Origin of the sequence: Parabacteroides sp. AF14-59 (assembly GCF_003479515.1) — a bacterium.
In the GTDB taxonomy this organism is placed as follows: Bacteria; Bacteroidota; Bacteroidia; order Bacteroidales; family Tannerellaceae; genus Parabacteroides; species Parabacteroides faecis.
The window spans coordinates 92,809-116,463 of the sequence record NZ_QUHH01000016.1 but is presented as its reverse complement, the minus strand read 5'-3'; the positions used below and the strand labels follow the sequence as shown (position 1 = coordinate 116,463).

19 protein-coding genes and 1 pseudogene are annotated in these 23,655 nt (G+C 49.3%); 17 read left to right on the top strand and 3 right to left on the bottom strand.

Annotated elements, in window-relative coordinates; all coding sequences use genetic code 11:
• Positions 1-159: 159 nt before the first annotated feature.
• Entirely contained in the window at positions 160-2,544 is a 2,385-nt protein-coding gene (locus DWW23_RS17155) for a DUF3987 domain-containing protein (protein ID WP_122354491.1), read from the bottom strand.
• A gap of 33 nt (positions 2,545-2,577) precedes the next feature.
• Positions 2,578-2,802 carry a DUF4248 domain-containing protein gene (locus DWW23_RS17150; RefSeq protein ID WP_122354490.1) on the bottom strand — a complete coding sequence of 75 codons (225 nt, stop codon included), beginning with the start codon at positions 2,800-2,802 and terminating at the stop codon, positions 2,578-2,580.
• 203 nt (positions 2,803-3,005) lie between these two features.
• On the opposite strand from DWW23_RS17150, the gene DWW23_RS17145 reads away from it, so the two are divergent.
• The 4 genes from DWW23_RS17145 (at position 3,006) to DWW23_RS17125 (ending at position 6,311) form a co-directional block, all read left to right on the top strand.
• Positions 3,006-3,464, top strand: coding sequence for an HU family DNA-binding protein (locus tag DWW23_RS17145; protein ID WP_122354489.1), 459 nt, complete (start codon positions 3,006-3,008; stop codon positions 3,462-3,464).
• 24 nt (positions 3,465-3,488) lie between these two features.
• A complete protein-coding gene (locus DWW23_RS17140; RefSeq protein ID WP_122354524.1) occupies positions 3,489-3,956 on the top strand; it encodes a glucosaminidase domain-containing protein in 468 nt (155 codons plus the stop codon).
• A gap of 681 nt (positions 3,957-4,637) precedes the next feature.
• Positions 4,638-5,450, top strand: coding sequence for a helix-turn-helix domain-containing protein (locus DWW23_RS17130; RefSeq protein WP_122354487.1), 813 nt, complete (start codon positions 4,638-4,640; stop codon positions 5,448-5,450).
• Positions 5,451-5,465: 15 nt separating this feature from the next.
• Positions 5,466-6,311, top strand: a complete 846-nt coding sequence (locus DWW23_RS17125) for a helix-turn-helix transcriptional regulator (RefSeq protein WP_122354486.1) — start codon at positions 5,466-5,468, stop codon at positions 6,309-6,311.
• 244 nt (positions 6,312-6,555) lie between these two features.
• On the opposite strand, the gene DWW23_RS17120 is transcribed toward DWW23_RS17125, so the two are convergent.
• A complete protein-coding gene (locus tag DWW23_RS17120; RefSeq protein ID WP_122354485.1) occupies positions 6,556-6,987 on the bottom strand; it encodes a transposase in 432 nt (143 codons plus the stop codon).
• Positions 6,988-7,489: 502 nt separating this feature from the next.
• On the opposite strand from DWW23_RS17120, the gene DWW23_RS17115 reads away from it, so the two are divergent.
• From DWW23_RS17115 to DWW23_RS17060, 13 genes and pseudogenes are all read left to right on the top strand, one after another.
• The gene (locus DWW23_RS17115) at positions 7,490-8,866 is read left to right on the top strand and encodes an FAD-dependent oxidoreductase (protein ID WP_122354484.1); all 1,377 of its coding nucleotides are present in this window, start codon (positions 7,490-7,492) and stop codon (positions 8,864-8,866) included.
• 23 nt (positions 8,867-8,889) lie between these two features.
• Positions 8,890-10,344, top strand: coding sequence for a decarboxylating NADP(+)-dependent phosphogluconate dehydrogenase (gnd, locus tag DWW23_RS17110; RefSeq protein ID WP_122354483.1), 1,455 nt, complete (start codon positions 8,890-8,892; stop codon positions 10,342-10,344).
• 18 nt (positions 10,345-10,362) lie between these two features.
• Positions 10,363-11,832 (top strand): glucose-6-phosphate dehydrogenase, encoded by a 1,470-nt coding sequence (zwf, locus tag DWW23_RS17105; protein WP_122354482.1) that lies wholly within the window; start codon positions 10,363-10,365, stop codon positions 11,830-11,832.
• A 46-nt stretch (positions 11,833-11,878) separates the two neighbouring features.
• Positions 11,879-12,580 carry a 6-phosphogluconolactonase gene (gene pgl / locus DWW23_RS17100; protein WP_122354481.1) on the top strand — a complete coding sequence of 234 codons (702 nt, stop codon included), beginning with the start codon at positions 11,879-11,881 and terminating at the stop codon, positions 12,578-12,580.
• 128 nt (positions 12,581-12,708) lie between these two features.
• The gene (locus DWW23_RS17095; RefSeq protein WP_122354480.1) at positions 12,709-12,891 is read left to right on the top strand and encodes a hypothetical protein; all 183 of its coding nucleotides are present in this window, start codon (positions 12,709-12,711) and stop codon (positions 12,889-12,891) included.
• A gap of 271 nt (positions 12,892-13,162) precedes the next feature.
• Positions 13,163-16,970: pseudogene (locus DWW23_RS17090) on the top strand (CusA/CzcA family heavy metal efflux RND transporter); the annotation flags it as partial.
• An 80-nt stretch (positions 16,971-17,050) separates the two neighbouring features.
• Positions 17,051-17,530: a TolC family protein gene (locus tag DWW23_RS27060; protein WP_370449294.1), complete on the top strand. Its 480-nt coding sequence runs from the start codon at positions 17,051-17,053 to the stop codon at positions 17,528-17,530.
• Positions 17,531-17,665: 135 nt separating this feature from the next.
• Positions 17,666-18,583, top strand: a complete 918-nt coding sequence (locus DWW23_RS17085; RefSeq protein ID WP_122354478.1) for an efflux RND transporter periplasmic adaptor subunit — start codon at positions 17,666-17,668, stop codon at positions 18,581-18,583.
• 13 nt (positions 18,584-18,596) lie between these two features.
• On the top strand, positions 18,597-19,634 hold the full coding sequence (locus tag DWW23_RS17080; protein WP_122354477.1) for a sensor histidine kinase: 1,038 nt from the start codon (positions 18,597-18,599) through the stop codon (positions 19,632-19,634).
• Complete coding sequence (locus DWW23_RS17075; RefSeq protein WP_122354476.1) at positions 19,631-20,398, top strand: LytTR family DNA-binding domain-containing protein; 768 nt, start codon at positions 19,631-19,633, stop codon at positions 20,396-20,398. The genes DWW23_RS17080 and DWW23_RS17075 overlap by 4 nt, the downstream gene beginning before the upstream one ends.
• 127 nt (positions 20,399-20,525) lie before the next feature.
• Entirely contained in the window at positions 20,526-21,428 is a 903-nt protein-coding gene (locus DWW23_RS17070) for a DUF6268 family outer membrane beta-barrel protein (protein ID WP_122354475.1), read from the top strand.
• A 94-nt stretch (positions 21,429-21,522) separates the two neighbouring features.
• Entirely contained in the window at positions 21,523-22,611 is a 1,089-nt protein-coding gene (locus DWW23_RS17065) for a sensor histidine kinase (protein ID WP_122354474.1), read from the top strand.
• The gene (locus tag DWW23_RS17060; protein WP_187576727.1) at positions 22,608-23,654 is read left to right on the top strand and encodes a sensor histidine kinase; all 1,047 of its coding nucleotides are present in this window, start codon (positions 22,608-22,610) and stop codon (positions 23,652-23,654) included. Before DWW23_RS17065 ends, DWW23_RS17060 begins: the two co-directional genes overlap by 4 nt.
• Position 23,655 lies beyond the last annotated feature (1 nt).

The following is a 23,655-nucleotide window of genomic DNA, read 5'->3' as shown; positions in this document are numbered from 1 at the left end:
TTTTAATTGGTAAACAAATGTACGTAAAATATCCGGAATTATTCGGAAAACAGTTACGTATTTTCCGAAAAAAGCTTACATATTTTCCAACAAATACGTAAGCCTTTTTTCGGAAAAGTACGCCACTTCCGCCAGTTGCGCCACTAAAGTTCCTGAAATTTACACCACCTCTTCGGGGGGCTTGTTCTTGATATACTTACCCGCTGATATACGGGAGATTAATCCACGTTCGACCCACGCCTTTATACGACGCGAAACACTCCGTTCGGGCAGTCCGAGCGAGGTGGAAAGCGAGACCGCTTCGGCCGTCCGGAACTGCGGCGGCAACTCGCGGAAAAGACGCTCGTAAATGTTCGGGTCGGACGAGGGGAGATAACTATCGTTCTTCCTCAAACGTGTACTCAGCCGGAGGACATGCTCGTGGAAAAGCAGGATGAAGGTCATCGCCAAGTCGAAGTCGGCATCGGATACCACGACCGTCTTGTCCGTACATTGCGCCTCCGCCTTGCGTATGGCCGCCAGTGTCATGCAGATACAGAAATGACTGCGGCCGAGACGGTTCACGATGCTCTGCCGGTCCTCGTCGCCATACAACTTCGCCTTTTCCGAAAGGTAGCGGAACCGGGCATTCATGCGGTCGCGCTGCTTCTTGGTGTAGCATACGAAGGTAGGATACTTATCCAGGAAGTTTCCCATCTCGAGCACGCGCAGGCCCAGATCATGGTAGTAGTTGTTCGACGACGGACTATTGTCTTCGTCGGTCAGGTCTTTCCATTCCACCGGTTTGTCGACGGTGTAGGCCAGGAAGCGGCTGAAAAGACCGTCGTCGGCCGAAGGGATGAAACGGGTGAACTGTCCGAAAGTACCCGAGAGCAGGATACCCATCAGCGGACGCGCACAATGTTCGTAGCCGTTGGCCAGCGAGTCGCGCCCGATCTCCTCCTGATGGGCGATCTTGTTGAGCTGCGGCACATACTTACCATGCTCCTGGTTGATGGCTTCGCTCAGTACGCCGATCTCCGATTCGTGCATCAGTGCCGGGTAATGCCTGTTGGTGGAGAGCTGGACGGTCAGCTTGGCCTGCGTGATACTGCCGGGGATGTTCAGGTTCATCTGACGCACCACGGCAGGCGGATTTTCGGTCAGTTTTTTGCCTGACCGTTTGGCTTTGGCCACCTGTGCCTGGTAGTAGAGTTCGTCCTTCTCATATTCCATTACCTGGTTACGTGAACGGTCGGCCACAGACCTGTGCCAGTGTTCCGTCGAAGGGCGCATGCTGTTGAGTATGCCCTTGCCCGAACCGGCGCGTGCCACGATATAGAGGTAGAGAGGCGGGGAGATGCTGCGGTTGTGATAACGCCCGCTTACGTTGGGGGTTATTGTCGATAACATCGTCAGTCCGCCTACCAGTGCCATGTCGGCCTCCTCATCTTTGAGGGTGGGGTGCACCATATCTCGTAAAAGCGGCGGGAGGGCATCGATAAACGCACGGTCGAAAACGGGGAGGGAAACGTCGAAGTCTTCTTTATCAACCTCCTTGTTTTCTTCTTCGCGGGTTTGTCGTTTTTCCGGAACTTTAGTGGCGTAACTGGCGGAAGTGGCGTACTTCGGGCCATCCGCAACATCTTTCCTATACCGGTTCGTGCCATGTTCCACCCGTGCTTTGGCGTATACCGAAGCGATAGTTTTTGTAATTTCCTTCGCATCGAAATCACGCTCGGCATAACGCCTCACGCATTCGTTTTCCACCGCCTCCTGTCCGAATCCGGCCCGGTTCAGGCTGAAGGCGAGGCTGACCAGCCGGGCATGGCGCTGGCCTTTCACCCGGCACGTTCCGCGATCCGCCTGATCCAGATACAGATCCAACCGTTCTCTTTCCGTCATCTCCTGATATCCCCGCTGTTGAGTCGCCGGGAAGCTTTTCCCCTCCCGTGAAGGGGCAGGCGGTATGGCGGAGGCTTGCCCGCCGGATGGCTCGATGCGGAGCCTGAACACCTCCGCGTCCGGATTGTAATAACAGTCCGCATCCCAGCATATCAAGCTGGTCCGCGTGATATCGGTGCAGATCCTGTCGGGTGCTTCCCCGAGCGTCGTTTCGACAATGTCGTACAGCGCGCGGCAGACTTCCTCGTGCTGCTCCGTGTCGGTCTCCACCCTGAAAAACAGGTGCACACCGGCTCCGCGTGCGCTGATATAGGCCAGTGCCAGCCAGGGGAAACCTTTGCATCGCCCGATGTATTCGGTCGCGGGCGTCTTCATACCGTCTACGTCCACCAGCACATAGCCGGTGTGTCCGCCTGCCTGTTCCGTCAGCCGTTCGCCGGGGAACAAGACCGAAACGGCAATGGCCGGCAGTTGCATTTTCAGTTGTTTGGCTTCTTTACAGCGTTTTTCGGCGGTCAGTCGGCGGATTTCTTTCGTAATAAATTTAAGGCAGTCGCTTCGAATGTACCCGCTGAGCCAGCCGAGTGTCACTCTTTTCTCTTCCCTGGTCTTGAACAGACTGCCGTACCAGGAAAACTCTTGTTCTTTCTTATTCATCATAAGCAGTAAAATTTGTAGATGCCCGGCGGATCGTTAAGGTTCGCCCAGGTGATTGACTATACACATCGCTTGTTTGGGAGTGAGCAGTTTCTGCCCCGGTTTCCAGTCCAGGGCAATCAGTTTCTCGCGGAGGTTACCCGAAAGCCTGATCCATCGCGTGAGTTTCTCACTGGCCATCTTAGGTGTCGATTCGGGGAAATAGCATAGTGCCAGCTCGTAAAATGCCCATACCCGGCAATAGTTTCGCTTTTCTTCCATGGTTGTTTCTGTGTTTATTTGTTCCTGTAAGGTAGGTATAAAAGCTGAGAACAACAAATAATAATAACTTGAAATTCATGGTTTATATCCCGTTTTATCCCTGAATGCCGCACTTCGTCCGTTTCTGTCTTTTTTGGTCCGGATGGAGGGGATGGGCGGTCGTATCTTTGTATCGTAATCACTAACCCTTAAAATCTAAAATTATGTCAGTAAGGTACAAATTGGTCTTACGCAAGGACCTGTCGAAAGATGCTCCCTCGGGAGCGCAAAAGTATTATGCGTCCGTCAACAACAACGGAACGTTGCCCTACAAGCAGATGTGCCAGTCGATCGCAGCCTATTCGACGGCTTCTCCGGGCGATGTGCATGTGGTGATCGACGGACTGCTGTTTTTCATGAAAGACGCTCTGTTGCGCGGCGAGATCGTGCAGTTGGGCGAGATCGGGAACTTCCAGATAAACGTCGGCAGTACGGGAACGGCTACGGCGAAGGAGTTCAAGGCGGCTCTTATCCGCAAGCCCCGCATCGTCTTCCGTCCGAGCGTGGAGCTGAAGGATATCCTCGATAAGGTGAGTTTCGAGCGTATCGATGCGGAGGGCAGTTCTGCCGACGGGGGTAACTCCGGTGGCGGCAATTCGGGAGATCGTCCCGAAATCGAGTAAAATTGACAATTAAATGAGATGAGTATGACAGCACAACAAATCAAATTCGTAAAGAGTTTCCTGCCGGCCGCAGTGGCGGCAGGGGCAGCCTTTCACCTGAATCCGATGGCCATCCTTTCGCAGGCGGCTTTCGAGAGTGGCTGGGGAACCAGTAGCCTGTCGATGAACAGCCGCAACTTCTTCGGTCTGACGGCCTACGGTGCCAGCAACGAATACTGGCACGGGGGACGAACGACGGTGCAGGCCAGGGGCTATTCGTTGGATTTCCGCCGGTATGATACGGCTGAAAATTCTTTCCTCGACTTCGCCCGCCTGATCCGCAACAGCTATCGCCCGGCCTGGTCGGTAAGCAATGACATAGCGGCCTATGCCAAAGAGATCGCTTACAGCCCGTATATCAGCGAACTGAACGGAGACGACCGGGAGGCTTACCGATGCAGCCTGATCAGTATCGAGCGTACGATCCAGGCGGTTGTGTTGCTTTTGAATTGAACTATTCAGCTATAAACCATCAGTCATCAATAGGGCTGGTATAGTTACAGGTCCATTTGCCGTCGGTTTTAACCGACGGATTAGTAAATGCTCTATCTATTTGGACTTTAGTCCCATTTAAACAGTTTCAGAGAAATGTGGCTGAAGCCAATAAGGAGAAGCAACTTGTAAACCGTCAGTTAAAACTGACGGCAAATGAACCTGTAATGGCGAAGTCACATTGATAAAGGGATAGCTCAATTCTGATAAATAGTGAAATACTATTTCCATTCATTCATCAAAAGTGAATAAGAACCTAAATAATTAATTATTAAACAATAATCTATGTCCAAACTCAAACGAATCATCGAATTTATCCTGGCCCTGCTTAACTTTTTGTTTCACTTTAAATCTATACCTGATGACGAAACTCCCAACATGGCCAACCCGTATCCGTCTCCTGTACCGCCTGCTGTGCGGTCTCCTGAAACACGGACTGATCCTCTGTTTGAAACTATCCCTTAGGATACGTTTCCGCTGACCGCCATCCCCGTCACGAAGAATGAACCGTTGTTCTTCATGACGGGGATTTTGTTTACAGAATATGTCTTATTCTTTTAACTAAAGATAAAATCACACAACATAATAAACTAAAAGACACCTTTTTATGTTTACCCGGAAATTAAAATACAGACAAAAAACATGATGATAAAAACAGAAAGAATCTTACCTGTGGATCTTTATAATTCCGTGTCGACACCGGAACTGAAACTTGAAAGTTCGCTGAAGATCCTCTATGTGAAAGAGGGTGAAGACGATAAATTACTACCGCTGGATTCGGGAACATTGGTCGTGATCTGTACCGGAGGTACTTTTCGTTGCAAGGCTTTGCATCACCTGTATGAAGTGGCTCCCGGGCAACTCCTTCTGCTGGCGAGCGATGATGTGACGGAGGTAAAGCCTTTTCATGATACCGGGTTTACAGGGATCATCGTTTACGTTTCGGAAGAGTTGCTGATCAACCGGCAACGTCTCGTCTACCGCGATATCCCTTCGGACGAGGTCGAGGAAACACGCATTTATCTGCGCCTGATCGAATCGCAGATCGAACAGATGAAAGAGATGCGTGCGAAGGTGGTCGAATCGTTGCTCCGGGCTCTAATCATAAACTTACAGCAGGGAAAAACGATCATCGACGCGCCGAAAACAGAAAATTCACTCTTTTTTCAACAATTTGCGACCTTAATTAGCAGATATCACCATTCTCCTGCGTACTTTTACGCGGAGAAACTAGGGATCACCTCGCAGGAACTGAATATCCGGTGTAAACAAGGTGCCGGAATATCCGCCGCCGAGTGGATCAGCGAGTTCGTATTGCTGGAAGCAAAAGACCTGTTATCGAAGACCCGTCTGCGTCCTTCGCAGATCGCCACGATGCTGGGCTTTGCCAACCACGATACTTTTTCACGCTGGTTCCGCAGGCATACGGGCGAGATCCCAACCGAATGGAGGTAATATAAATTGGGTAGTATGAATTTATCATTTGAGAACAGCAAGATTAAAGGGAAAGTCGTTTTATCGGATTCGTTGCATGAAAGTCCGGCATTGTTGAAGGACAAGTCTTTGTATAAGTTTATCTGGGTGCTGTCAGGACGGTTGGAGCTGGATGTCGATCATCAGTCGGTCGTACTGGAAGCAGGCCAGCTGCTGACTTTATCGCATCTGCATCATCTGGAGTTTGTCCGGGTGGAGGGCGAATATCTCTCGCTGTTGTTCAATGGTAATTTCTATTGTATCTATGGCAATGACCATGAGGTGTCGTGCAACGGACTGTTGTTTCATGGTTCCTCGCATGTGGTGATTTTCGATCTCTCCGACGACGAGAAGCGGAAGATCCGGACCTTAACGGACATCATGCGCGAGGAGTTTGAAAGCCGCGACCACCTGCAGGATGAAATGCTCCGTGTGTTACTGAAACGTTTTATTATATTATGTACACGCATCGCGGAGAACCGGCAGGGGGTGAGGACGGAAAACGGCATGCAGTTTGAGACGATCCGTAAGTTTTATGTCCTGGTCGATACCTGGTTCAAGGAAAAGAAGCAGGTGCAGGAATATGCCGATATGCTGAACAAATCGCCGAAGACGTTGGCAAACCTCCTTTCCACCTACCAGCAACCCTCTGCCATACGCATCATCCACAACCGCATTCAGGCAGAAGCCGAACGCCTGTTACTCTACTCCTCCAAAAGCTCCAAAGAGATCGCCCTGATGCTGGGCTTCGAAGACCAGGCCACCTTCAGCCGCTTCTTCAAGAACGCAACCGGAATGAGTGCAACCGAGTACAGGAAGAAGAATAAGATTATTAAAGAATAGTAGATGTCTTATCCGATGTGAAGAGGTTGTCTAAAAAGTCACTCATTCTCCTTGAGAATTGAATATTTGAAATCAATCTCAGATAGGTATTCGAATAAAACAGAGTCAAAAATACTTTTTAGACGGTCCCTTCAAATTTTATCAATAAATAAACTACCCGTAATCAAAGTAACTCAGCTATTACAGGTCTATTTGCCGTCAGTTTCAACTGACGGATAGTTAATGTGTATATTATTCTTTGACTTTAGTCACATTTCTTCTTGAATTTATATACACGCATAAACTCCTCATACTCTTCCTGAAAGCTTTTATGACGATGATGTTCTTCCTGATTAAGTATATAATTACTAACTGCTGCAAGCTGGCTTTCTCCGATGGAGACAGAAAAATAATCATCCTGCCATTCCAGACGTTGCCCATATTGTTTATTAAACCAGTGAGAAGCTTCACCTTTAATGAGTTGTAATACTTTAGACGGAATTTGATCTTTTCCCAGATAGAGTATAAGATGTAGATGGTCTACATAACCTCCAACCAAACTAACCCATATACCTTTCTCTTTGGCATTGGCACAGATATGGGCAAAAAGAGTTTTACGCTGACTGCAGTCGGACAGTAAAGGTCGACGGTTTCTGGTACTCCAGACACAGTGTAAGATAATTTTTACATAGCTCATATATTTCTTTTGTTAAGGGGGATTTCCCCGGTTAAATCGACATTCTTTACAAAGGTAATATTATTAAAGAGAAATGGGACTAAAGTCCAGGAATAATATATCCATTAACTATCCGTCAGTTAAAACTGACGGCAAATGAACCTGTAACTAAGCCAGCCTTGTTTATAAACGATCGCTTATGCTCGGATAGACCTAATTATTTCTATATTCGATAGCGAAGACTAACTCTCAACTGTCAACTGTCAACTGTCAACTGTCAACTGTCAACTGTCAACTGAAAAAATGTTTCACATTTTTTCTTATTTAGCCAAATCGCCAACTTTTCAGGAAAAATAGATATCCTCTTAACCGTCTGCATTCTTTACTTTTGTATCGTCGACCTTTGCTATTAGGGCGGGGGATAGATAACAATTATCAGAATATAGATAAAATTTTACGAACAATTAGGTTAAAACAGCTGTTCTGTTAATAACTTAGTCTAAAAAAAGAGGAGGATTGTAGGATGAAAAAGTACGATGCAATTATCATTGGGTTTGGTAAAGCCGGTAAAACACTTGCCGCAGAGTTGGGAAACAGAGGCTGGAATGTCGCTATTATCGAGCGTTCGTCCGGTATGTACGGAGGAACCTGTATCAATATCGGTTGTATCCCGACAAAAAGGCTGGTGCATATGTCGAAAGTCATTTCCTACCGCAAACCTTCTTCCTTCGAACAGTATGCCGAAGAGTTCCGCCAGGCGATTGCCGGGAAAAGGGAACTGACTTCGCTGCTACGTAAAAAGAATTTCGACAACCTCGACTCAAAAGATACCGTGACTGTCTATACAGGCATCGCCTCTTTCCGTTCTCCTTACGAAATAGAAGTAAAAGCAGGTAACGAAACCCTCCTCCTGGAAGGTAAAAAGATATTCATCAATACGGGAGCATCTACCATCATCCCGCCCATCAAAGGTATAGAAGAAAATCCGTTTGTCTACACCAGTACCTCGATCATGGAACTGGACAAACTACCCCGTCGGCTGGTGATTGTAGGCGGCGGCTATATCGGCCTGGAATTCGCCTCCATGTTTGCCGGTTTCGGTTCGGAAGTGATCGTGCTGGAAGGGGGAGACAAGTTCATTGCCCGCGAAGACCGCGACATTGCCGATGCGGTAAAAACGGTACTCGAAAAGAAAGGAATCACCATCCGTCTGAACGCTTCGGTACAGTCGATTGAACACAATGGCTCCGGAGCTGTTATAACATATAAAGAGAAAGAAGGGAACGAAGTACAACTTCCCGCCGACGCTGTGCTGCTGGCAACCGGACGCCGTCCGAACACCACAGACCTGCATCCGGAAGCTGCGGGGATAAAGATCTCCGACCGGGGAGCCGTCATCGTGGACGGCCATCTGCGCACCAATGTCCCGAATATCTGGGCAATGGGCGATGTGACGGGTGGTCTTCAATTTACCTACATCTCTCTGGACGATTATCGTGTGATAAAAGACCAGCTGTTCGGTAACGGGCGGCGAACGAAGGATGACCGTGTGGCGGTTGCCTATTCCGTATTCATCGATCCCCCGCTGTCACGCATCGGGATGGGAGAGGAAGAGGCGCTGCGTTCCGGAAGGAAAATAAGCATTGCACGGATGCCGGCTGCTGCATTCCCGCGGACACGTACCTTCGAACAGACGGACGGACTGCTGAAAGCGATCGTCGATACGGAAACAGGCGAGATACTGGGATGTACCCTTTTCTGTGCCGAGTCGACCGAGGTGATCAACACCGTATCGCTGGCCATACGTGCCGGAAAAGACTATACATTCCTTCGGGACAGTATTTATACGCACCCGTCGATGAGTGAATCGTTGAACGATTTGTTTGCATTAATAAAATAACGAAATATAAAATAGAACAAAACATGAAGAAAGCTGATATCGGACTGATTGGTCTCGCCGTGATGGGTGAGAACCTGGCTCTAAATATGGAAAGCAAAGGTTTTACCGTTGCAGTATATAACCGTAGTTTCCCCGGCGAAGAAGGAGTGGTGGACCGCTTCGTGAATGGCCGTGGAAAAGGAAAGAATTTTATCGCTACCCATTCGATCGAAGAACTGGTGGATGCCGTGAAGAGTCCCCGAATCATTATGATGATGATCAAGGCCGGTGCTCCGGTCGACGAAATGATCGAACAGCTCTTGCCTCATATGTCGCCCGGCGACGTGATCATCGACGGCGGCAACTCCGACTTCCATGATACGGAACGCCGTGTGAAAGAGGTGGAAGCCAAAGGTCTGTATTTTGTCGGATCAGGTATTTCGGGAGGTGAGGAAGGTGCCTTGCACGGCCCGTCTATCATGCCCGGAGGATCTCCCGAAGCATGGCCCATCGTAAAGGATATTTTACAGAGTATCGCAGCCAAGCTGGATGACGGTAAGCCTTGTTGCCAATGGATCGGCGAAGGCGGTGCCGGGCACTTTGTCAAGATGGTGCACAACGGCATCGAGTACGGTGACATGCAGCTGATCTCCGAAGCCTATTCCCTGTTGAAGAACCGGAAAGGCCTGGACAATGATGAAATGTCCGTCGTCTTTGAAGAATGGAACAAGGGCGAACTGGATAGTTTCCTGATCGAGATCACCACGAATATACTCCGCTTCCGCGACGAAGACGGCAAGCCGTTGCTGGATAAGATACTCGACGTTGCCGGTCAGAAAGGAACGGGAAAATGGAGTGCCATCGCCGCGATGGACGAGAACGATCCGTTGACGCTGATTACCGAGGCCGTGTACGCCCGTATGCTGTCCGCCCTCTCTGACGAACGCGAAAAGGCTTCCGGCTTGTATCCGGAACCGGTGCAGTTGGGTGAAAACCTGTATGTGGAAGAGATACGCCAGGCATTGTATGCTGCCAAGCTGATCTCTTATGCGCAGGGATTCTCCCTGATCCGCCGTGCTTCCGAACGTTATGGCTGGAAACTGGATTTCGGGACGATCGCACAGATCTGGCGTAAGGGCTGCATCATCCGCTCCGTTTTCCTGCAGAAGATCACGGAGGCTTACCGGAAGAATCCGGAACTCGAAAACCTGTTGTTCGACGATTTCTTCCGCACCAAGATACAGTCTGCTTTACCTTCCTGGCGTAAAGTCGTTGCGGAAGGTGCCCTGAGCGGTGTCGCCCTGCCGGCCATGAGTTCCGCCCTTAGTTATTTCGACGGGTTGCGTACCCAGAGCTCGGCAGCCAACCTGATACAGGCGCAGCGTGACTATTTCGGTGCTCACACGTATGAACGGACAGACCGCGACCGGGGTATTTTCTTCCACACCAACTGGACGGGCGAAGGGGGTAATACGGTTTCAGGAACCTATACAGTTTAACAAGTGGAGGACCGGAGAATGAAAAGAGCAAACGATCAACTACTTGTTATTTTCGGGGCATCGGGCGACCTGACGGGCCGCAAGTTGCTGCCCGCACTTTTTGAATTGTTCATCGGCGATATGTTGCCCGAACATTTTGCCATACTGGGAGCTGCACGTACAGCGTTTACGGATGATGAGTTCCGTGCCGAACAACGTAAACATATCCTGGAAGCACGGGGAAATAAGGAAACAAACAGCGCAGATCTGGATAGATTCCTCCAGATACTGTTCTACCTGGCATTCGATTCGACCAAATCCGCCGAATATGTGAAACTGAAAGACCGTGTACACCTGTTGCTGCAACAGGAGAATATCCCGGACAGGATCATGTATTATCTGGCTACACCGCCGCTGATGTACGAGCTGGTACCGAAGTACCTGCAGGAAAACGGCATGAACGTGGCGGAATCGGAAGACGGCTGGCGTCGCGTGATCGTCGAGAAGCCTTTCGGTACAAGCCTGGAGACGGCGCAGGAGCTGAACAAGCATCTCTGCCGCATCTTCGACGAGAACGAGATTTACCGTATCGACCATTACCTGGGCAAGGAGACGGTGCAGAACATCCTGGTACTCCGCTTCTCCAACGGTATTTTCGAACCGTTATGGAACCGTAATTATGTCGATTCGGTGGAGATCAGCGCATCCGAAACATTGGGCGTGGAGAACCGCGGTAAATACTATGACGGGGCAGGGGCTCTGCGTGATATGATTCAGAATCACCTCATGCAGCTGATGGCGTTTGCCGCTATGGAATCGCCCGCCGTGTTCGATCCTGAACCTATCCGCGACGAAATCGTGAAGGTCTTCCGTGCCATCCGTCCTTATACGATCCGCGAGATCAACGAACAGGTGGTCCGCGGGCAGTACGACGGCTATCGTGAAGAGAAGAATGTCGCGCCGGATTCGAATACGGAAACCTATGTCGGTATGAAGTTCTTCATCGACAACTGGCGTTGGAGCGGTGTGCCGTTCTACTTCTTTACGGGGAAGAAACTGCCGGAGAAGTCGTCGGAGATCGTTATCCATTTCAAATCGACACCCCATCAGCTTTTTGCCGGACAATGCTCGGGCAGTTCATGTAACAAGCTGGTGATCCGTATCCAGCCGGACGAGAGCATCACGCTGCGTTTCGGCTTGAAGATGCCGGGTGCCGGATTCACAGTGAAGCAGGTAGGGATGGAGTTCCGCTACGATTCACTGTCAAAGACCCATTTGCCGGATGCTTACGAGCGTCTGTTGCTGGATGCCATGCTGGGTGATTCGACCTTGTATGCTCGTAGCGACGCTTTGGAAGCCAGCTGGCGCTTTATCGACCCGATCCTGCATCACTGGAAAGAGGAAGGTTCGAAGAATCTTTTCTTTTACGAACCGGGACAGAACGGGCCATTGGAAAGAATGATGTTAGGCGCAGACTCGATGGGGACTCCCTGCGATTCCTGCGGTTGAACAACGTAGGGGCGGTTCGTGAACCGCCCCCTCAAATGAGAAACATATGAAAATAGAGAATTACAAAGACAACAAGGAGGCTTTGCGGGCTTTGACCAGCCAATTGATGGATTATATGGCCCGTAAAGAAGAGCAGACGCCGTTCAACCTGGCTTTGTCGGGTGGCGAGACGGCCAAACAGATGTTTGCTCTATGGGCGGATGAGTATAAAGATAAGATCGACTGGGAGAACATGCGTTTCTTCTGGGTGGACGAGCGTTGTGTGCCGCCGACAGATGCGGAGAGTAATTTCGGGCATGCGAACAAGTTATTGTTCGAACCCCTGCAGATACCTAAAGATCATATTCACCGGATCCACGGCGAAGGAGAGCCCGGCACGGAGGCGATGCGTTATTCGCGTATCGTGAAGGAATATCTGCCCCGTCACGGGCAGTTCCCGTATTTCGATTGTATCATCCTGGGGATAGGAGGCGATTCGCATACGGCATCCATCTTCCCGGATAATCTGCCGTTGCTGACGGACAGCCGGAATTATGCCGTATCGCAGCATCCGGAATCGGGACAGTTCCGTATTACGATGACGGGGCCGCTTATCCTGAACGGTTCGCCGCTGCTTGTCCCTGTGTTGGGTAAAGGTAAGGCGGCTGCGATAGAGGAGTTGAAGCGGGGGTATTCGCTGGCGAATGCGACGCCGGCTGCGTATATCCTGTCGCATGCGGTAGATTCGATCGTTTATACGACGCTCTGATTATTTGGGCTGACTCAAAAGATCCTTCAGTGAGAAATGGATTTTTTCTTCAACCTTTTACCTGTTTCTGTCAACAATTATCGTCTGCGAGTTGTTAGAATAGTGTATCAACAATAAAATCAACGGTTATGACGAAGATAATGAAAACCTTGTTTGACGAAAGTGCAGAACTGACTGACGAAGCGATGGCTTCGGACGCTTCTGTCCTGTCTGACGGATATACAACCGGCGACATCAAAGATGTTACGGAAACAATAGAGGGCGGCAATCAGGAAGCTGATGACCTGAACGAAGAAAATGACGTCCCCTGACATACTAATTCCGGGAAAGATCGCGCACTAAGAGCTTGTTCTTACGCAAACACATGTACCCCTTTTAATTACAACATGTATCCCCTTTTAAAAAAACGAAGCTCTGATCTTTCCCGGGATTTTTTTATTCGCTCCTTTCATCTCTTTTTCCCTTTTCCTTTAAAGGCTGATAAGTACGCTTCAACTCCCAATCTGTCAGCTTCACTCTTTTATTATATGTAAACTTTTTTGAGGTCGTTAGCTTTGTAATGTTATTTAAAATTACAAAGTGATGTTTAAAGCTATAGTACATTTTTCGATCCGCAAAAAGCTGTTTGTCGCACTCACCACCTTGTTCCTGCTTGCCGGAGGGATTTACGCGATGTTGACGTTGCCTATCGATGCCGTGCCCGATATCACCAATAATCAGGTACAGATCGTGACCGTCTCGCCGACCCTTGCCCCGCAGGAAGTCGAGCAGCTGATTACTTTCCCTATCGAAATTGCCATGAGTAATATTATGAATGTGGAGGAGATACGTTCCGTCTCCCGTTTCGGGTTGTCGCTCGTGACGGTGGTCTTCAAGGAGAGCGTACCGACACTGGATGCCCGGCAATTGATCAATGAACAGATACAGACCGTAGCCGGTGAGATTCCCACGGAGTTGGGGACGCCCGAGCTGATGCCGATCACAACCGGGCTGGGCGAGATTTATCAGTATGTATTGAAGGTGGCTCCCGGTTATGAGGATAAATACGATGCGATGGAGCTGCGCACGATACAGGATTGGATCGTCAAGCGGCAGCTTTCCGGTATTCCGGGAATTGTGGAGATCAATAGCTTCGGAGGATACATGAAACAGTATGAAGTGGCGGTCGACCCTGATGCCCTGTATTCGCTGAATATTACGATCGGCGATGTCTATGCCGCTTTGAGCAGCAATAACCAGAATACGGGAGGCAGTTATATAGAGAAAGTCGACCGGGCATACTATATCCGTTCCGAAGGAATGATCAGCGAAACGAAAGATATCGAACGCATCGTGATAACGAACCGCGGTGGCATACCGGTACATATCAGCGATGTCGGCACGGTGCGCTTCGGTGCTCCGAAACGTTTCGGAGCTATGACCAAAGACGGTGAGGGCGAATGCGTGGGCGGTATAGCCATGATGCTGAAAGGGGCGAATGCCAACGTGGTGACCAAAGAACTGGAAGCGCGGGTGGACAAAGTGCAGAAGATGTTGCCCGAAGGCATCAGCGTGGAACCTTACCTGAACCGTTCGGAGCTGGTGAACCGGAATATCTCGACGGTAGTCCGCAACCTGATAGAAGGGGCTTTGATCGTCTTTCTGGTGCTGATTGTCTTCCTGGGTAATGTGCGTGCCGGTCTGATCGTGGCTTCAGTCATTCCGTTGGCGATGTTGTTCGGTTTTATTATGATGCGGTTGTTCAGTGTGTCGGCGAATCTGATGAGCCTGGGGGCGATCGACTTCGGTATCGTCGTGGACGGTTCGATCGTTATCCTGGAAGGGGTTCTGGCTCATATATATACCAAACGGCTTGCCGGGCGGACACTGACGAAAGAAGAAATGGACCGCGAGGTGGAGAAAGGGGCAAGCAGGGTAGTGCGCAGTGCCACCTTTGCCGTATTGATTATCCTGATCGTGTTTTTCCCGATCCTGACGCTGACCGGCATCGAAGGCAAATATTTTACACCGATGGCGAAGACGCTCGTCTTCTGTATTATCGGTGCCCTGATCTTGTCGCTGACTTATGTGCCGATGATGGCTTCACTGTTCCTGAAGCGGACGATCTCTCCGAAGCCGACGCTGGCCGACCGTTTCTTCGGGCGGTTGAACCGTCTCTATAAATCTTGTCTGACGTTTTGCCTGCACCATATCTGGGCGACCGTTTGTTCTGCCTTCGCACTGCTGGCCGCTTCTTTGCTTCTCTTCACCCGTCTGGGTGCGGAGTTCATCCCCACACTCGATGAAGGTGACTTTGCCATGCAGATGACGCTTCCCGCAGGAAGCTCGCTGACGCAGAGTATCGAACTTTCCCGGCAGGCCGAGAAAACATTGATGGACCAGTTTCCCGAAATCAAACATGTAGTTGCCAAGATCGGTACGGCAGAAGTCCCGACAGACCCGATGGCTGTGGAGGATGCCGACGTGATGATCATAATGAAGCCGTTCAAGGAATGGACATCGGCAGGCAACCGCGCGGAGATGGTCGAGAAGATGAAGAAGGCACTGGAGCCGATCACTGGAGCAGAGTTCAATTTCAGCCAGCCGATCCAACTCCGTTTCAACGAACTGATGACGGGAGCCAAGGCGGATATCGCCATCAAGCTCTACGGGGAAGATATGGAAGAACTCTACAGCAAGGCGAAAGAGGTGGCGACCTATGTGGAGAAAGTGCCCGGGGCAGCCGACGTGATCGTCGAACAGGCAATGGGACTTCCGCAGCTGGTAGTGAAATATAACCGTGGGAAGATAGCCCGTTACGGTATGAACATAGAAGAACTGAATACGATCATCCGGACAGCATACGCTGGTGAGGCGGCAGGCGTGATCTTTGAGAACGAACGCCGTTTTGAACTGGTGCTGCGGCTGGATCACGAGAAAGTCTCCGACCTTAATCTGGATAAACTCTTTGTCTGGACGGCCGAAGGCATCCAGATTCCGGTAAGCGAAGTAGCCAGTATCGAACTGGTAAACGGTCCGCTACAGATCAATCGGGATGCGACAAAACGCCGCATCGTCATCGGTGTGAATGTGCGTGATGCCGATATCCAGCAGGTCGTTTCGCAGATACAGGATACGTTGGATAAGCATATCAAGCTGAAGCCCGGTTATTATTTTGAATACGGAGGGCAGTTCGAGAATTTGCAGAATGCAATCAATACGTTGTTGATCGTGATCCCGGTGGCACTGGCTTTGATCCTGCTGTTGTTGTTCTTCGCCTTCAAGAGCGTGACTTATACGCTGGTCGTATTCTCGACGGTTCCTCTGTCGCTGATAGGCGGTATCGTGGCGCTTTGGCTGCGCGGTTTGCCTTTCAGTATCTCGGCGGGAGTGGGGTTTATTGCCCTGTTCGGTGTGGCGGTGCTGAACGGTATCCTGATGATCAATCACTTTAATGATTTACGTAAAAAGGGCATCTATAGAATGACTACGAATCGTATTATAGCGAAAGGTTGTCCGCATCTGCTGCGTCCGGTCTTTCTGACCGGGTTGGTTGCCTCGTTGGGATTTGTCCCGATGGCGATCGCGAGATCGGCAGGAGCGGAAGTGCAGCGTCCGTTGGCGACGGTCGTGATCGGCGGACTGATTGTTTCCACCATATTGACTTTACTGATTATCCCGGTATTTTACTGGATTGTCAATGCCTTCCCGCTGATGTGGAAGAGAATAAGAAAAAGTAGCCCCATAAAAGGTGTCTTCTTGATCGTTTTGCTTTTTGCGCTGTCATCGCCTGTCTGGGCTGAAGGAAATGCAACAAGACATCCTGCGATGGAAGATGCGACACAGCCAACCGTCCTGAGATTGAACGAGGCGCTTTCTGTGGCGTTGGAAAATCATCCCCGTTTGAAGACAGCCTCCGCAGCCATAGACCGCTCGAAAGCTTCCAAAGGTGAAGTCTGGGAGCCGGGTGCGACCTCCGTCAATTATTCTTGGGGACAGCTCAACGGGGAGACCCGCAGCGACAACCAGATAGAAGTGACCCAATCGCTGGGTTCTTTGCTCACACCGTTCTATAAGAATGCGCTGGTCAATAAGCAGATCGCGACAGGTGAACATTATCGTGAAATGGTAAAAAAAGAGATCGTCGCAGAGGTGAAACGTGCCTGGGCTTATTACCAGTATGCCGCCAATCTTTGCTCGCTTTACCGCGAACAGAACGAATGGGCGCTCCGTTTGCAGGAGGCGGGAAAGCTCCGGTATGAACAGGGCGACATCACTTTGCTGGAGCGGAATATGGCAACTACGCTGGCTGCCGACCTGCGTACCCGGCTGATGCAGGCGGAAGAGGAGCTGCAACTGGCTGTCCGTCGTTTTACATGGGCTTGTTATGCGGATCGTCCGGTTGTTCCGGAAGACAGTACGCTGGCGTTATTCCCGGCGGAGACAGCGGAGGTGGAATTGGCGGATGTCTATCGGGATTATTTCCGGAGCATGGCGGACGAGAAGAAGGCGGTGCTGCAAGTGGAGCGCAGCCGTTTCTTTCCGGAATTGTCGGTAGGCTATGTCCGGCAGAAGATCGCGCCGCTGTCCGGATTGAACTCCTGGATGGTCGGAGTCTCTTTCCCTGTCTTGTTTTTCCCGCAACAAAGCCGTGCGAAACAGGCACGGATAGATGCCTATATCGCACGGACGGAGGCGGAAGCCAATACGCGTCAGCTAAGTAATAAAGTGGATGAGTTGCAGACGATGCTTCGCCGCCAGGGGGAAAGCATCCGTTATTATACGACCGGTGCCTTGCCCGAAGCCGATGCGCTGGTAAAGAGTGCCGAGATACAATTCAAGGAGAGTGAAACGGATATCATGCAGTTCGTGCAGAGTCTGAACAGCGCCCGCGAGATTCGGAGAGGGTATATCGAAGCAGTGTATAATTACAATATCTCCGCATTGGAACTAGAGCTTTATACTCGTTGAAAAAATTCCTTCCAGGAGAAATTATATTTTCTTCCGAGAGAAATCCGGATTCCTTCCGAAAGAAAAATAAATCTTATTCGGATGTATTTATAGGTGATGAAATAAATAATACAATTAGATAGATAAACAGACAAAATGAAAACAATCTTAATACCGATAACAACCTTATTGTTGGTGGCCTGCAATGCACCAGTCAAAAACAATGAAAACGTAGAGCCGGATGAAGGCGTTCATCCGGTTGCCATTGAATCTGTAGAGGAAACCACTCCGGTTACTGAAGATTCCACAGGAGTGGATGCCGTCACGTCGGCTACGGCCATGGCGAACCATTCTTCTTTCAACGGAAAAATGATCGTCCCTCCCCAGCGCCATGCCACCGTCACCCTGACTATGGGAGGTACTGTACACGCGACCTCGTTGCTGCCGGGTGATTATGTAAAGAAAGGAACTGTCCTGGTCACGCTCGAAAATCCGGACTTTATCCTCTTGCAGCAAACGTATTTGGATGCGCACGCACAGACGGAATATCTGGCAGCCGAATATCATCGCCAAGAACGGCTGAGTTCGCAGGAAGCCGCTTCACAGAAACGGTTCCAGCAGAGCAAGGCCGATTATCTCTCCATGAAAAGCCGCCTGGAAGCTGCCGCGGCGCAACTGACTCTGTTGAAAGTCGTGCCCGAAGACCTGCTCAAAAACGGTATCCGTCCCTATCTGGAGATCCAATCGCCACTGAACGGCTATATTGCCGGAATGCCGGTGAATCTGGGGAAATACATCCCTGCCGGTGAGCCTGTTTGCGAAGTGATCGACAAAGGAGAAACGCTTCTTTGCCTGACCGCTTATGAGAAAGATCTGGACGACCTGACTCCCGGCAGCCGTGTCCGGTTCCGTGTGAACGGTATGGGAGAAAAGACGTTCGATGCAACTCTGCTGTCGATCGGGCAGGAGGTGGATGCAGTCAACCGTTCCCTCGAAATCTATGCAAGGGTAAAAGGAAATAACGAACGTTTCCGTCCGGGCATGTATGTAACGGCGCGTGTAGAAAAGAAATAAGTATCTTTGTGGCATGAAAGTAAATATAGATAAATATGTATTGGCAGTCGTCGTCATCTCCGTTGTGGTGGCGTTCCTGACTCATTTCCCGGAACTGATCTCTTTATTCGACCATTCGGGGCAGAACAGTTTGTTTTCGGGAATGAGCATGGCAGATGTGGCCAACGAGATTTTTTTTACTTTCGTCTCGTTGCTGATCCTGTTTGCCATGAATACGGTTCTGTTCGGCTTCAACCGTCCGACGGCACGGATCACGTGGGGGAAGATGATCTTGTCGTTTGTCCTGACGGGCTTTGCCAGCAATCTGATGGGACAGGGTTTTGTCTTTCTGCACCATCAGTTCGATATTCCCGCCATCGATGCGATGGTACATCATTATCTGCATCCGTTGCGCGATTTCATCATCACCTGTATCGTTACGGGAAGTTGCTATATGATCCATTTGATCCGAAAAAGCCAGCTAGTGTCGGTCGAGAACGAGCAACTCCGCAGCGAGAATCTGGTCAATCAGTTTGAGGCACTGAAGAACCAGCTGAATCCGCACATGTTGTTCAACTCGCTGAATACCTTGCGCTCGCTGATCCGCGAAACACCGGACAATGCACAGGATTATTTGCAGGAGCTGTCACGCGTCCTTCGCTATACCTTGCAGGGAAACGAGTGCATGAGCGTGACTTTGCGGGAGGAAATGGAGTTTGTCAATGCTTACAACTTCCTGTTGAAGATGCGTTATGAAGAGAATCTGGAGTTCGATATCCGGATAGAAGAAGAGGCGGAGACGCTTCAGCTTCCCCCGATGTCTGTCCAGTTGTTGATAGAGAACGCGGTCAAGCATAATGAGATCAGTAACCGGCATCCGCTGGTCATCCGGGTCTGTACTACAGGGAAACAACTGACAGTCAGCAATCCGATCCAGCGCAAGAAGACGGCAAGCGGCGGTTTGCAGATCGGACTGGCCAACCTGGCCAAACGCTACAGCCTCCTGTTCAAAGAGGAGATAGAGGTGCGTGAAGACAATAATACATTTATCGTAACTATTCCATTGATATGAATGCAGTGATCATAGAAGACGAAAAGGCTGCCGTACGCAATCTGGTGGCGTTGCTTTCGGAGGTGGCTCCGGATATAGAGGTCGTGGCAGTATTGGACAGTATCGCGGAGAGCGTCAACTGGTTCCGTATCCATGAGGCTCCCAACCTGGTATTCCTGGATATTCATCTGGCGGACGGCTCTTCTTTCGAGATATTCGAGCAGGTGGATATTTCCTGTCCGATCATTTTCACGACAGCCTACGACGAGTATGCTTTGCGCGCATTTAAAGTGAACAGTATCGATTACCTGCTGAAGCCGATCGGGCAGAGCGATATCCGGAAAGCGATCGGAAAGCTAAAACTTTTACGTTCGGAAACTCCGGCGAAAGAGTTCGACTATAGCCGCCTCGTCCATCTCCTGAAACGCCAGGAGAGTTATAAGACGCATTTTCTGGTTCCGGTGAAAGGAGATAAGTTATTCCCTTTATCGGTCGATATGATCTTGTTCTTTTATATCAACGACGGACTTGTGAAAGCGGTAGTCGGCGACAGCAAGGAATATACTTTTACCCAAACGCTCGATGAGTTGTCCGATTGCCTGAATCCGAATCTCTTCTTCCGGGTGAACCGCCAGTATCTTATTTCCCGGAAAGCCATATTAGATATCGACCTTTGGTTTAACGGACGCCTGTCTGTGAACCTCAAATTCCCTGTACAGGACAAGATACTGGTCAGCAAAGCGCGTGTGTCCGAGTTTAAGGAGTGGTTTACGGGTCGTTTGTAGTCTGTTATATACTGAAACCTGCGTTTGGTCTATTATTATCCCCGTGTTTGTCTATTAATCTCTAGCGGCATGCTTTGTTCGAATAGTTTTGCAGCGTATTAAACTGTAAACTTAAAGTGAATAAGGTATGAAGACTGCATGGTTGTGGATGATTTTACTGTTTGTTTCTGTATGTCAGGGTGTAAATGCCCAGGTTTGGCTGAAGACTGAGTATATCGGCTCTTCCGGCTTCCGCGATGCGGATAACCAAAAAGTTGGCGGCAAAGGGGATATGAAAGTGATACAGGGAGGCGTGAATATTCCCCTGTCTATGAAGATGGATGAAAATAACCACCCGACCGCCTGGATGGTGGGAGTGGGCGCAACGTACGCATCGATGAATAACAAGAACCTGGCGGGGTATGTCGATCTAAAAGAGATATTCAATGCCCAACTGGCAGTGTCGTATATCCGCCCGTTGAATAAAAAATGGTCGCTGCTGGCAAGTGTCGGGGTGGGGACATTCATGGATACGCCCAACCTGTCGTATATCCGTTTCAATAATCTTATGGGAATAGGCATGGCTGCTGCGATCTGGCATCTGCGGGAGAACCTCGATGTGGGGATGGGACTGGCGTTGAATACGACGTTCGGTTATCCGATGGTCTTTCCGGCAGCTTTCGTGGATTGGCGGATCGAGGGACGTTATATGGTGAATGTCTCGATGATGGACGGGATCGAGCTATCGGGTGGTATCCAGCTGCATAAGTTGATGCGCCTGAAGCTGGTCGCTTCGATGGGCGGAATGATGGCTTTGGTGGAGCATGGCGGGAAAGATCAGATATTTACGCAGCAGTATGTCGTCTGCGGACTTCAACCCGAACTGGTCTTGTCGAAATCGTTCTCCATCCCGCTGACGGTCGGAGTATCGGCTTACCGTGCCGCTTATTATAGCGACCGGACATTGAAAGCATTCTTCAAAGGAGATGAATATGATCCACATTTCATGCCTTCTTTTTATGCAAGTGTAGCCTTGAAATATGGTTTCTAAGTCGATGACGTTTCTGATAAACCGGGTGGGATCGTTTTGTTATTACCGGGAAATGTACCACCTTTACTTCTCATATATAAATTAAGTTCGTGTTATGCCGAAGTCGGAAGGGACCTATAATAGTTTTATGATCAATTTTCTGATCGACAGGAAATACAGGGTAGCGAGACATTTGCTGCTTATACTGTTTTTCGTTTTCGTGTCGTTCAATCTGCCTTTTCTTACCTGCGCGGTTTTTCTGGATCAGGTGGATCATATGGTTTGGTATATTAGTCTGGCATTACTTGTTTCTTATCTGGGAGGAGTTTATCTGCATTTGTATGTTTTGTTGCCGGAGCTGCTGTTGAAGAACCGGTATGTGCTTTACACGATTACTGTCTCTCTGCTCATCTTCCTGATGATACTGATCTCCTTGGGGGCTGATTATGGAGTAACACGGTATTACGACCAGGAACCGACACATTATTCTTATTTCTATAAAGACCGGATACCGGCGATAGAAATAGCTGGAAACTTTTTCCTGTATGCACTTCTGATTGCCGGGACATCCATTACGATTCTGCTGCGCCGTTGGATGCAGTTCAGCAAACGGAAGAACGAACTGGAGAAGGAGAACCTGAAGACGGAACTGGAATCTTTGAAGGATCAGATAAATCCGGAGTTCCTTTTCAATATGCTTGACGAAGCTGGGGAGCAAACACCCAATGACCCTGAACGGGCATCTATGGTATTGATGAAATTGAGTAAATTGCTTCGTTATCAGCTGTATGACGGAAAGCGGGAGAAGGTACTGCTTATCTCTGAAATTTCATTTATCGAAAACTTTCTTGATCTGGCGAAGGTTCGTTACACGGGCTTGAACTTTACAGTGACGAAGGAGGGGAAACTTAGTCGTAAACTGGTGCCGCCTTTGCTATTTATCCCGTTTGCTATCTATTATGTGAAACTGTTGCCGTCGGTAAGTTCACCGATGGATATTCATTTCACTTTCCGTGCCGGGGAAAAGGAGCTATTCTTTTCCTGTATCTGTTTTGCTCCGGGAATAACGGATAAAGATCCGGAAAACGGTCGGGAGCTGGAAGATATAAGGCATCGTTTGGACTTGTTGTTTAAAGAATCCTATACGCTGGATACGGTGGATGAGGGAACTATTTGTAGAACGAATTTGTATATAAAGCTATGAAGAATACATCTGGTTTTCTGTTACGCTTACTGGTCGATCCTCGTTACAGGATTTGCCGGCATTTCCTGCTGTTCGCTCTGAGCGTAATCATTCTGTCCGTAAATTTTTATGTCGATGTAATAGAAGACAGCCGCTTCCTGGTAAGCAATGTCATTCAGAGTGCTTTGTTGCTCGTCCCGATCTATTTGAGCGTATTTGTCCTCACACCCCGTTTATTGCTGAAAAATAAGGTTGGAACTTATGTAATTTCTGTTGTGTTGGTGATTCTTTTGGCACTTTTGTTCTCCTATATATTGCGGAAAGAAGCGATTGAGGAAGAATATGAGTTGTTCCAATTCTGGTTGGCTGCTTTCTTTTTCATCTCGTCCATTATTCAATTGTGCCTGATCATTGCCGGTGCTTCGGCTGTGATCGTCTTCCAGGATTATGTGAAATACGGGCAGCGGATCGACGAACTGAAGAATGCGACGATGCAGTCGGAACTGGAACAGTTGAAGAATCAGATCAATCCGCATTTCCTGTTCAATATGCTGAATAATGCGAATGTCCTGATCCGGGAAAACCCGGTGGAGGCAGTACATGTCCTGTCCAAGCTGAAAGATCTGCTGAAATATCAGTTAAAGGACAGCACTTCAGAGAAGGTGTTCCTGGCAGATGACATCCATTTCCTGAACGATTATCTCAATCTGGAAAAGATACGGCGTGATAATTTCGACTTTATCATCTCGACGGAAGGGGAGATTGCGGATATAACCGTTCCTCCTTTATTGTTCATCCCCTTTGTAGAGAATGCCGTGAAACATAATAACGATAATGAGAAGCTGTCTTATGTGCATCTTTATTTCAAGGTGGAGGAAGCTACACTCATTTTTATCTGTCTCAACTCCAAACCGGCGGAACAGAAAGAAAAGGCGGCAGACGGTGGGATAGGGCTTGCCAATATCCGCCGTCGCCTGCAACTTATGTACGATACGGATTGTTCTCTGGAAATAGATGAAACCGATATAACATATACAATAAATCTCCGTTTAAAACTAAAATAGA

Excerpts from the sequence above, each read along its gene's own strand:
- DWW23_RS17155 (WP_122354491.1), bottom strand. The coding sequence starts at position 2,544 with ATGATGAATAAGAAAGAACAAGAGTTTTCCTGGTACGGCAGTCTGTTC.
- DWW23_RS17150 (WP_122354490.1), bottom strand. The coding sequence starts at position 2,802 with ATGGAAGAAAAGCGAAACTATTGCCGGGTATGGGCATTTTACGAGCTG.
- DWW23_RS17145 (WP_122354489.1), top strand. The coding sequence starts at position 3,006 with ATGTCAGTAAGGTACAAATTGGTCTTACGCAAGGACCTGTCGAAAGAT.
- DWW23_RS17140 (WP_122354524.1), top strand. The coding sequence starts at position 3,489 with ATGACAGCACAACAAATCAAATTCGTAAAGAGTTTCCTGCCGGCCGCA.
- DWW23_RS17130 (WP_122354487.1), top strand. The coding sequence starts at position 4,638 with ATGATGATAAAAACAGAAAGAATCTTACCTGTGGATCTTTATAATTCC.
- DWW23_RS17125 (WP_122354486.1), top strand. The coding sequence starts at position 5,466 with ATGAATTTATCATTTGAGAACAGCAAGATTAAAGGGAAAGTCGTTTTA.
- DWW23_RS17120 (WP_122354485.1), bottom strand. The coding sequence starts at position 6,987 with ATGAGCTATGTAAAAATTATCTTACACTGTGTCTGGAGTACCAGAAAC.
- DWW23_RS17115 (WP_122354484.1), top strand. The coding sequence starts at position 7,490 with ATGAAAAAGTACGATGCAATTATCATTGGGTTTGGTAAAGCCGGTAAA.
- gnd (WP_122354483.1), top strand. The coding sequence starts at position 8,890 with ATGAAGAAAGCTGATATCGGACTGATTGGTCTCGCCGTGATGGGTGAG.
- zwf (WP_122354482.1), top strand. The coding sequence starts at position 10,363 with ATGAAAAGAGCAAACGATCAACTACTTGTTATTTTCGGGGCATCGGGC.
- pgl (WP_122354481.1), top strand. The coding sequence starts at position 11,879 with ATGAAAATAGAGAATTACAAAGACAACAAGGAGGCTTTGCGGGCTTTG.
- DWW23_RS17095 (WP_122354480.1), top strand. The coding sequence starts at position 12,709 with ATGACGAAGATAATGAAAACCTTGTTTGACGAAAGTGCAGAACTGACT.
- DWW23_RS27060 (WP_370449294.1), top strand. The coding sequence starts at position 17,051 with ATGGCGGACGAGAAGAAGGCGGTGCTGCAAGTGGAGCGCAGCCGTTTC.
- DWW23_RS17085 (WP_122354478.1), top strand. The coding sequence starts at position 17,666 with ATGAAAACAATCTTAATACCGATAACAACCTTATTGTTGGTGGCCTGC.
- DWW23_RS17080 (WP_122354477.1), top strand. The coding sequence starts at position 18,597 with ATGAAAGTAAATATAGATAAATATGTATTGGCAGTCGTCGTCATCTCC.
- DWW23_RS17075 (WP_122354476.1), top strand. The coding sequence starts at position 19,631 with ATGAATGCAGTGATCATAGAAGACGAAAAGGCTGCCGTACGCAATCTG.
- DWW23_RS17070 (WP_122354475.1), top strand. The coding sequence starts at position 20,526 with ATGAAGACTGCATGGTTGTGGATGATTTTACTGTTTGTTTCTGTATGT.
- DWW23_RS17065 (WP_122354474.1), top strand. The coding sequence starts at position 21,523 with ATGCCGAAGTCGGAAGGGACCTATAATAGTTTTATGATCAATTTTCTG.
- DWW23_RS17060 (WP_187576727.1), top strand. The coding sequence starts at position 22,608 with ATGAAGAATACATCTGGTTTTCTGTTACGCTTACTGGTCGATCCTCGT.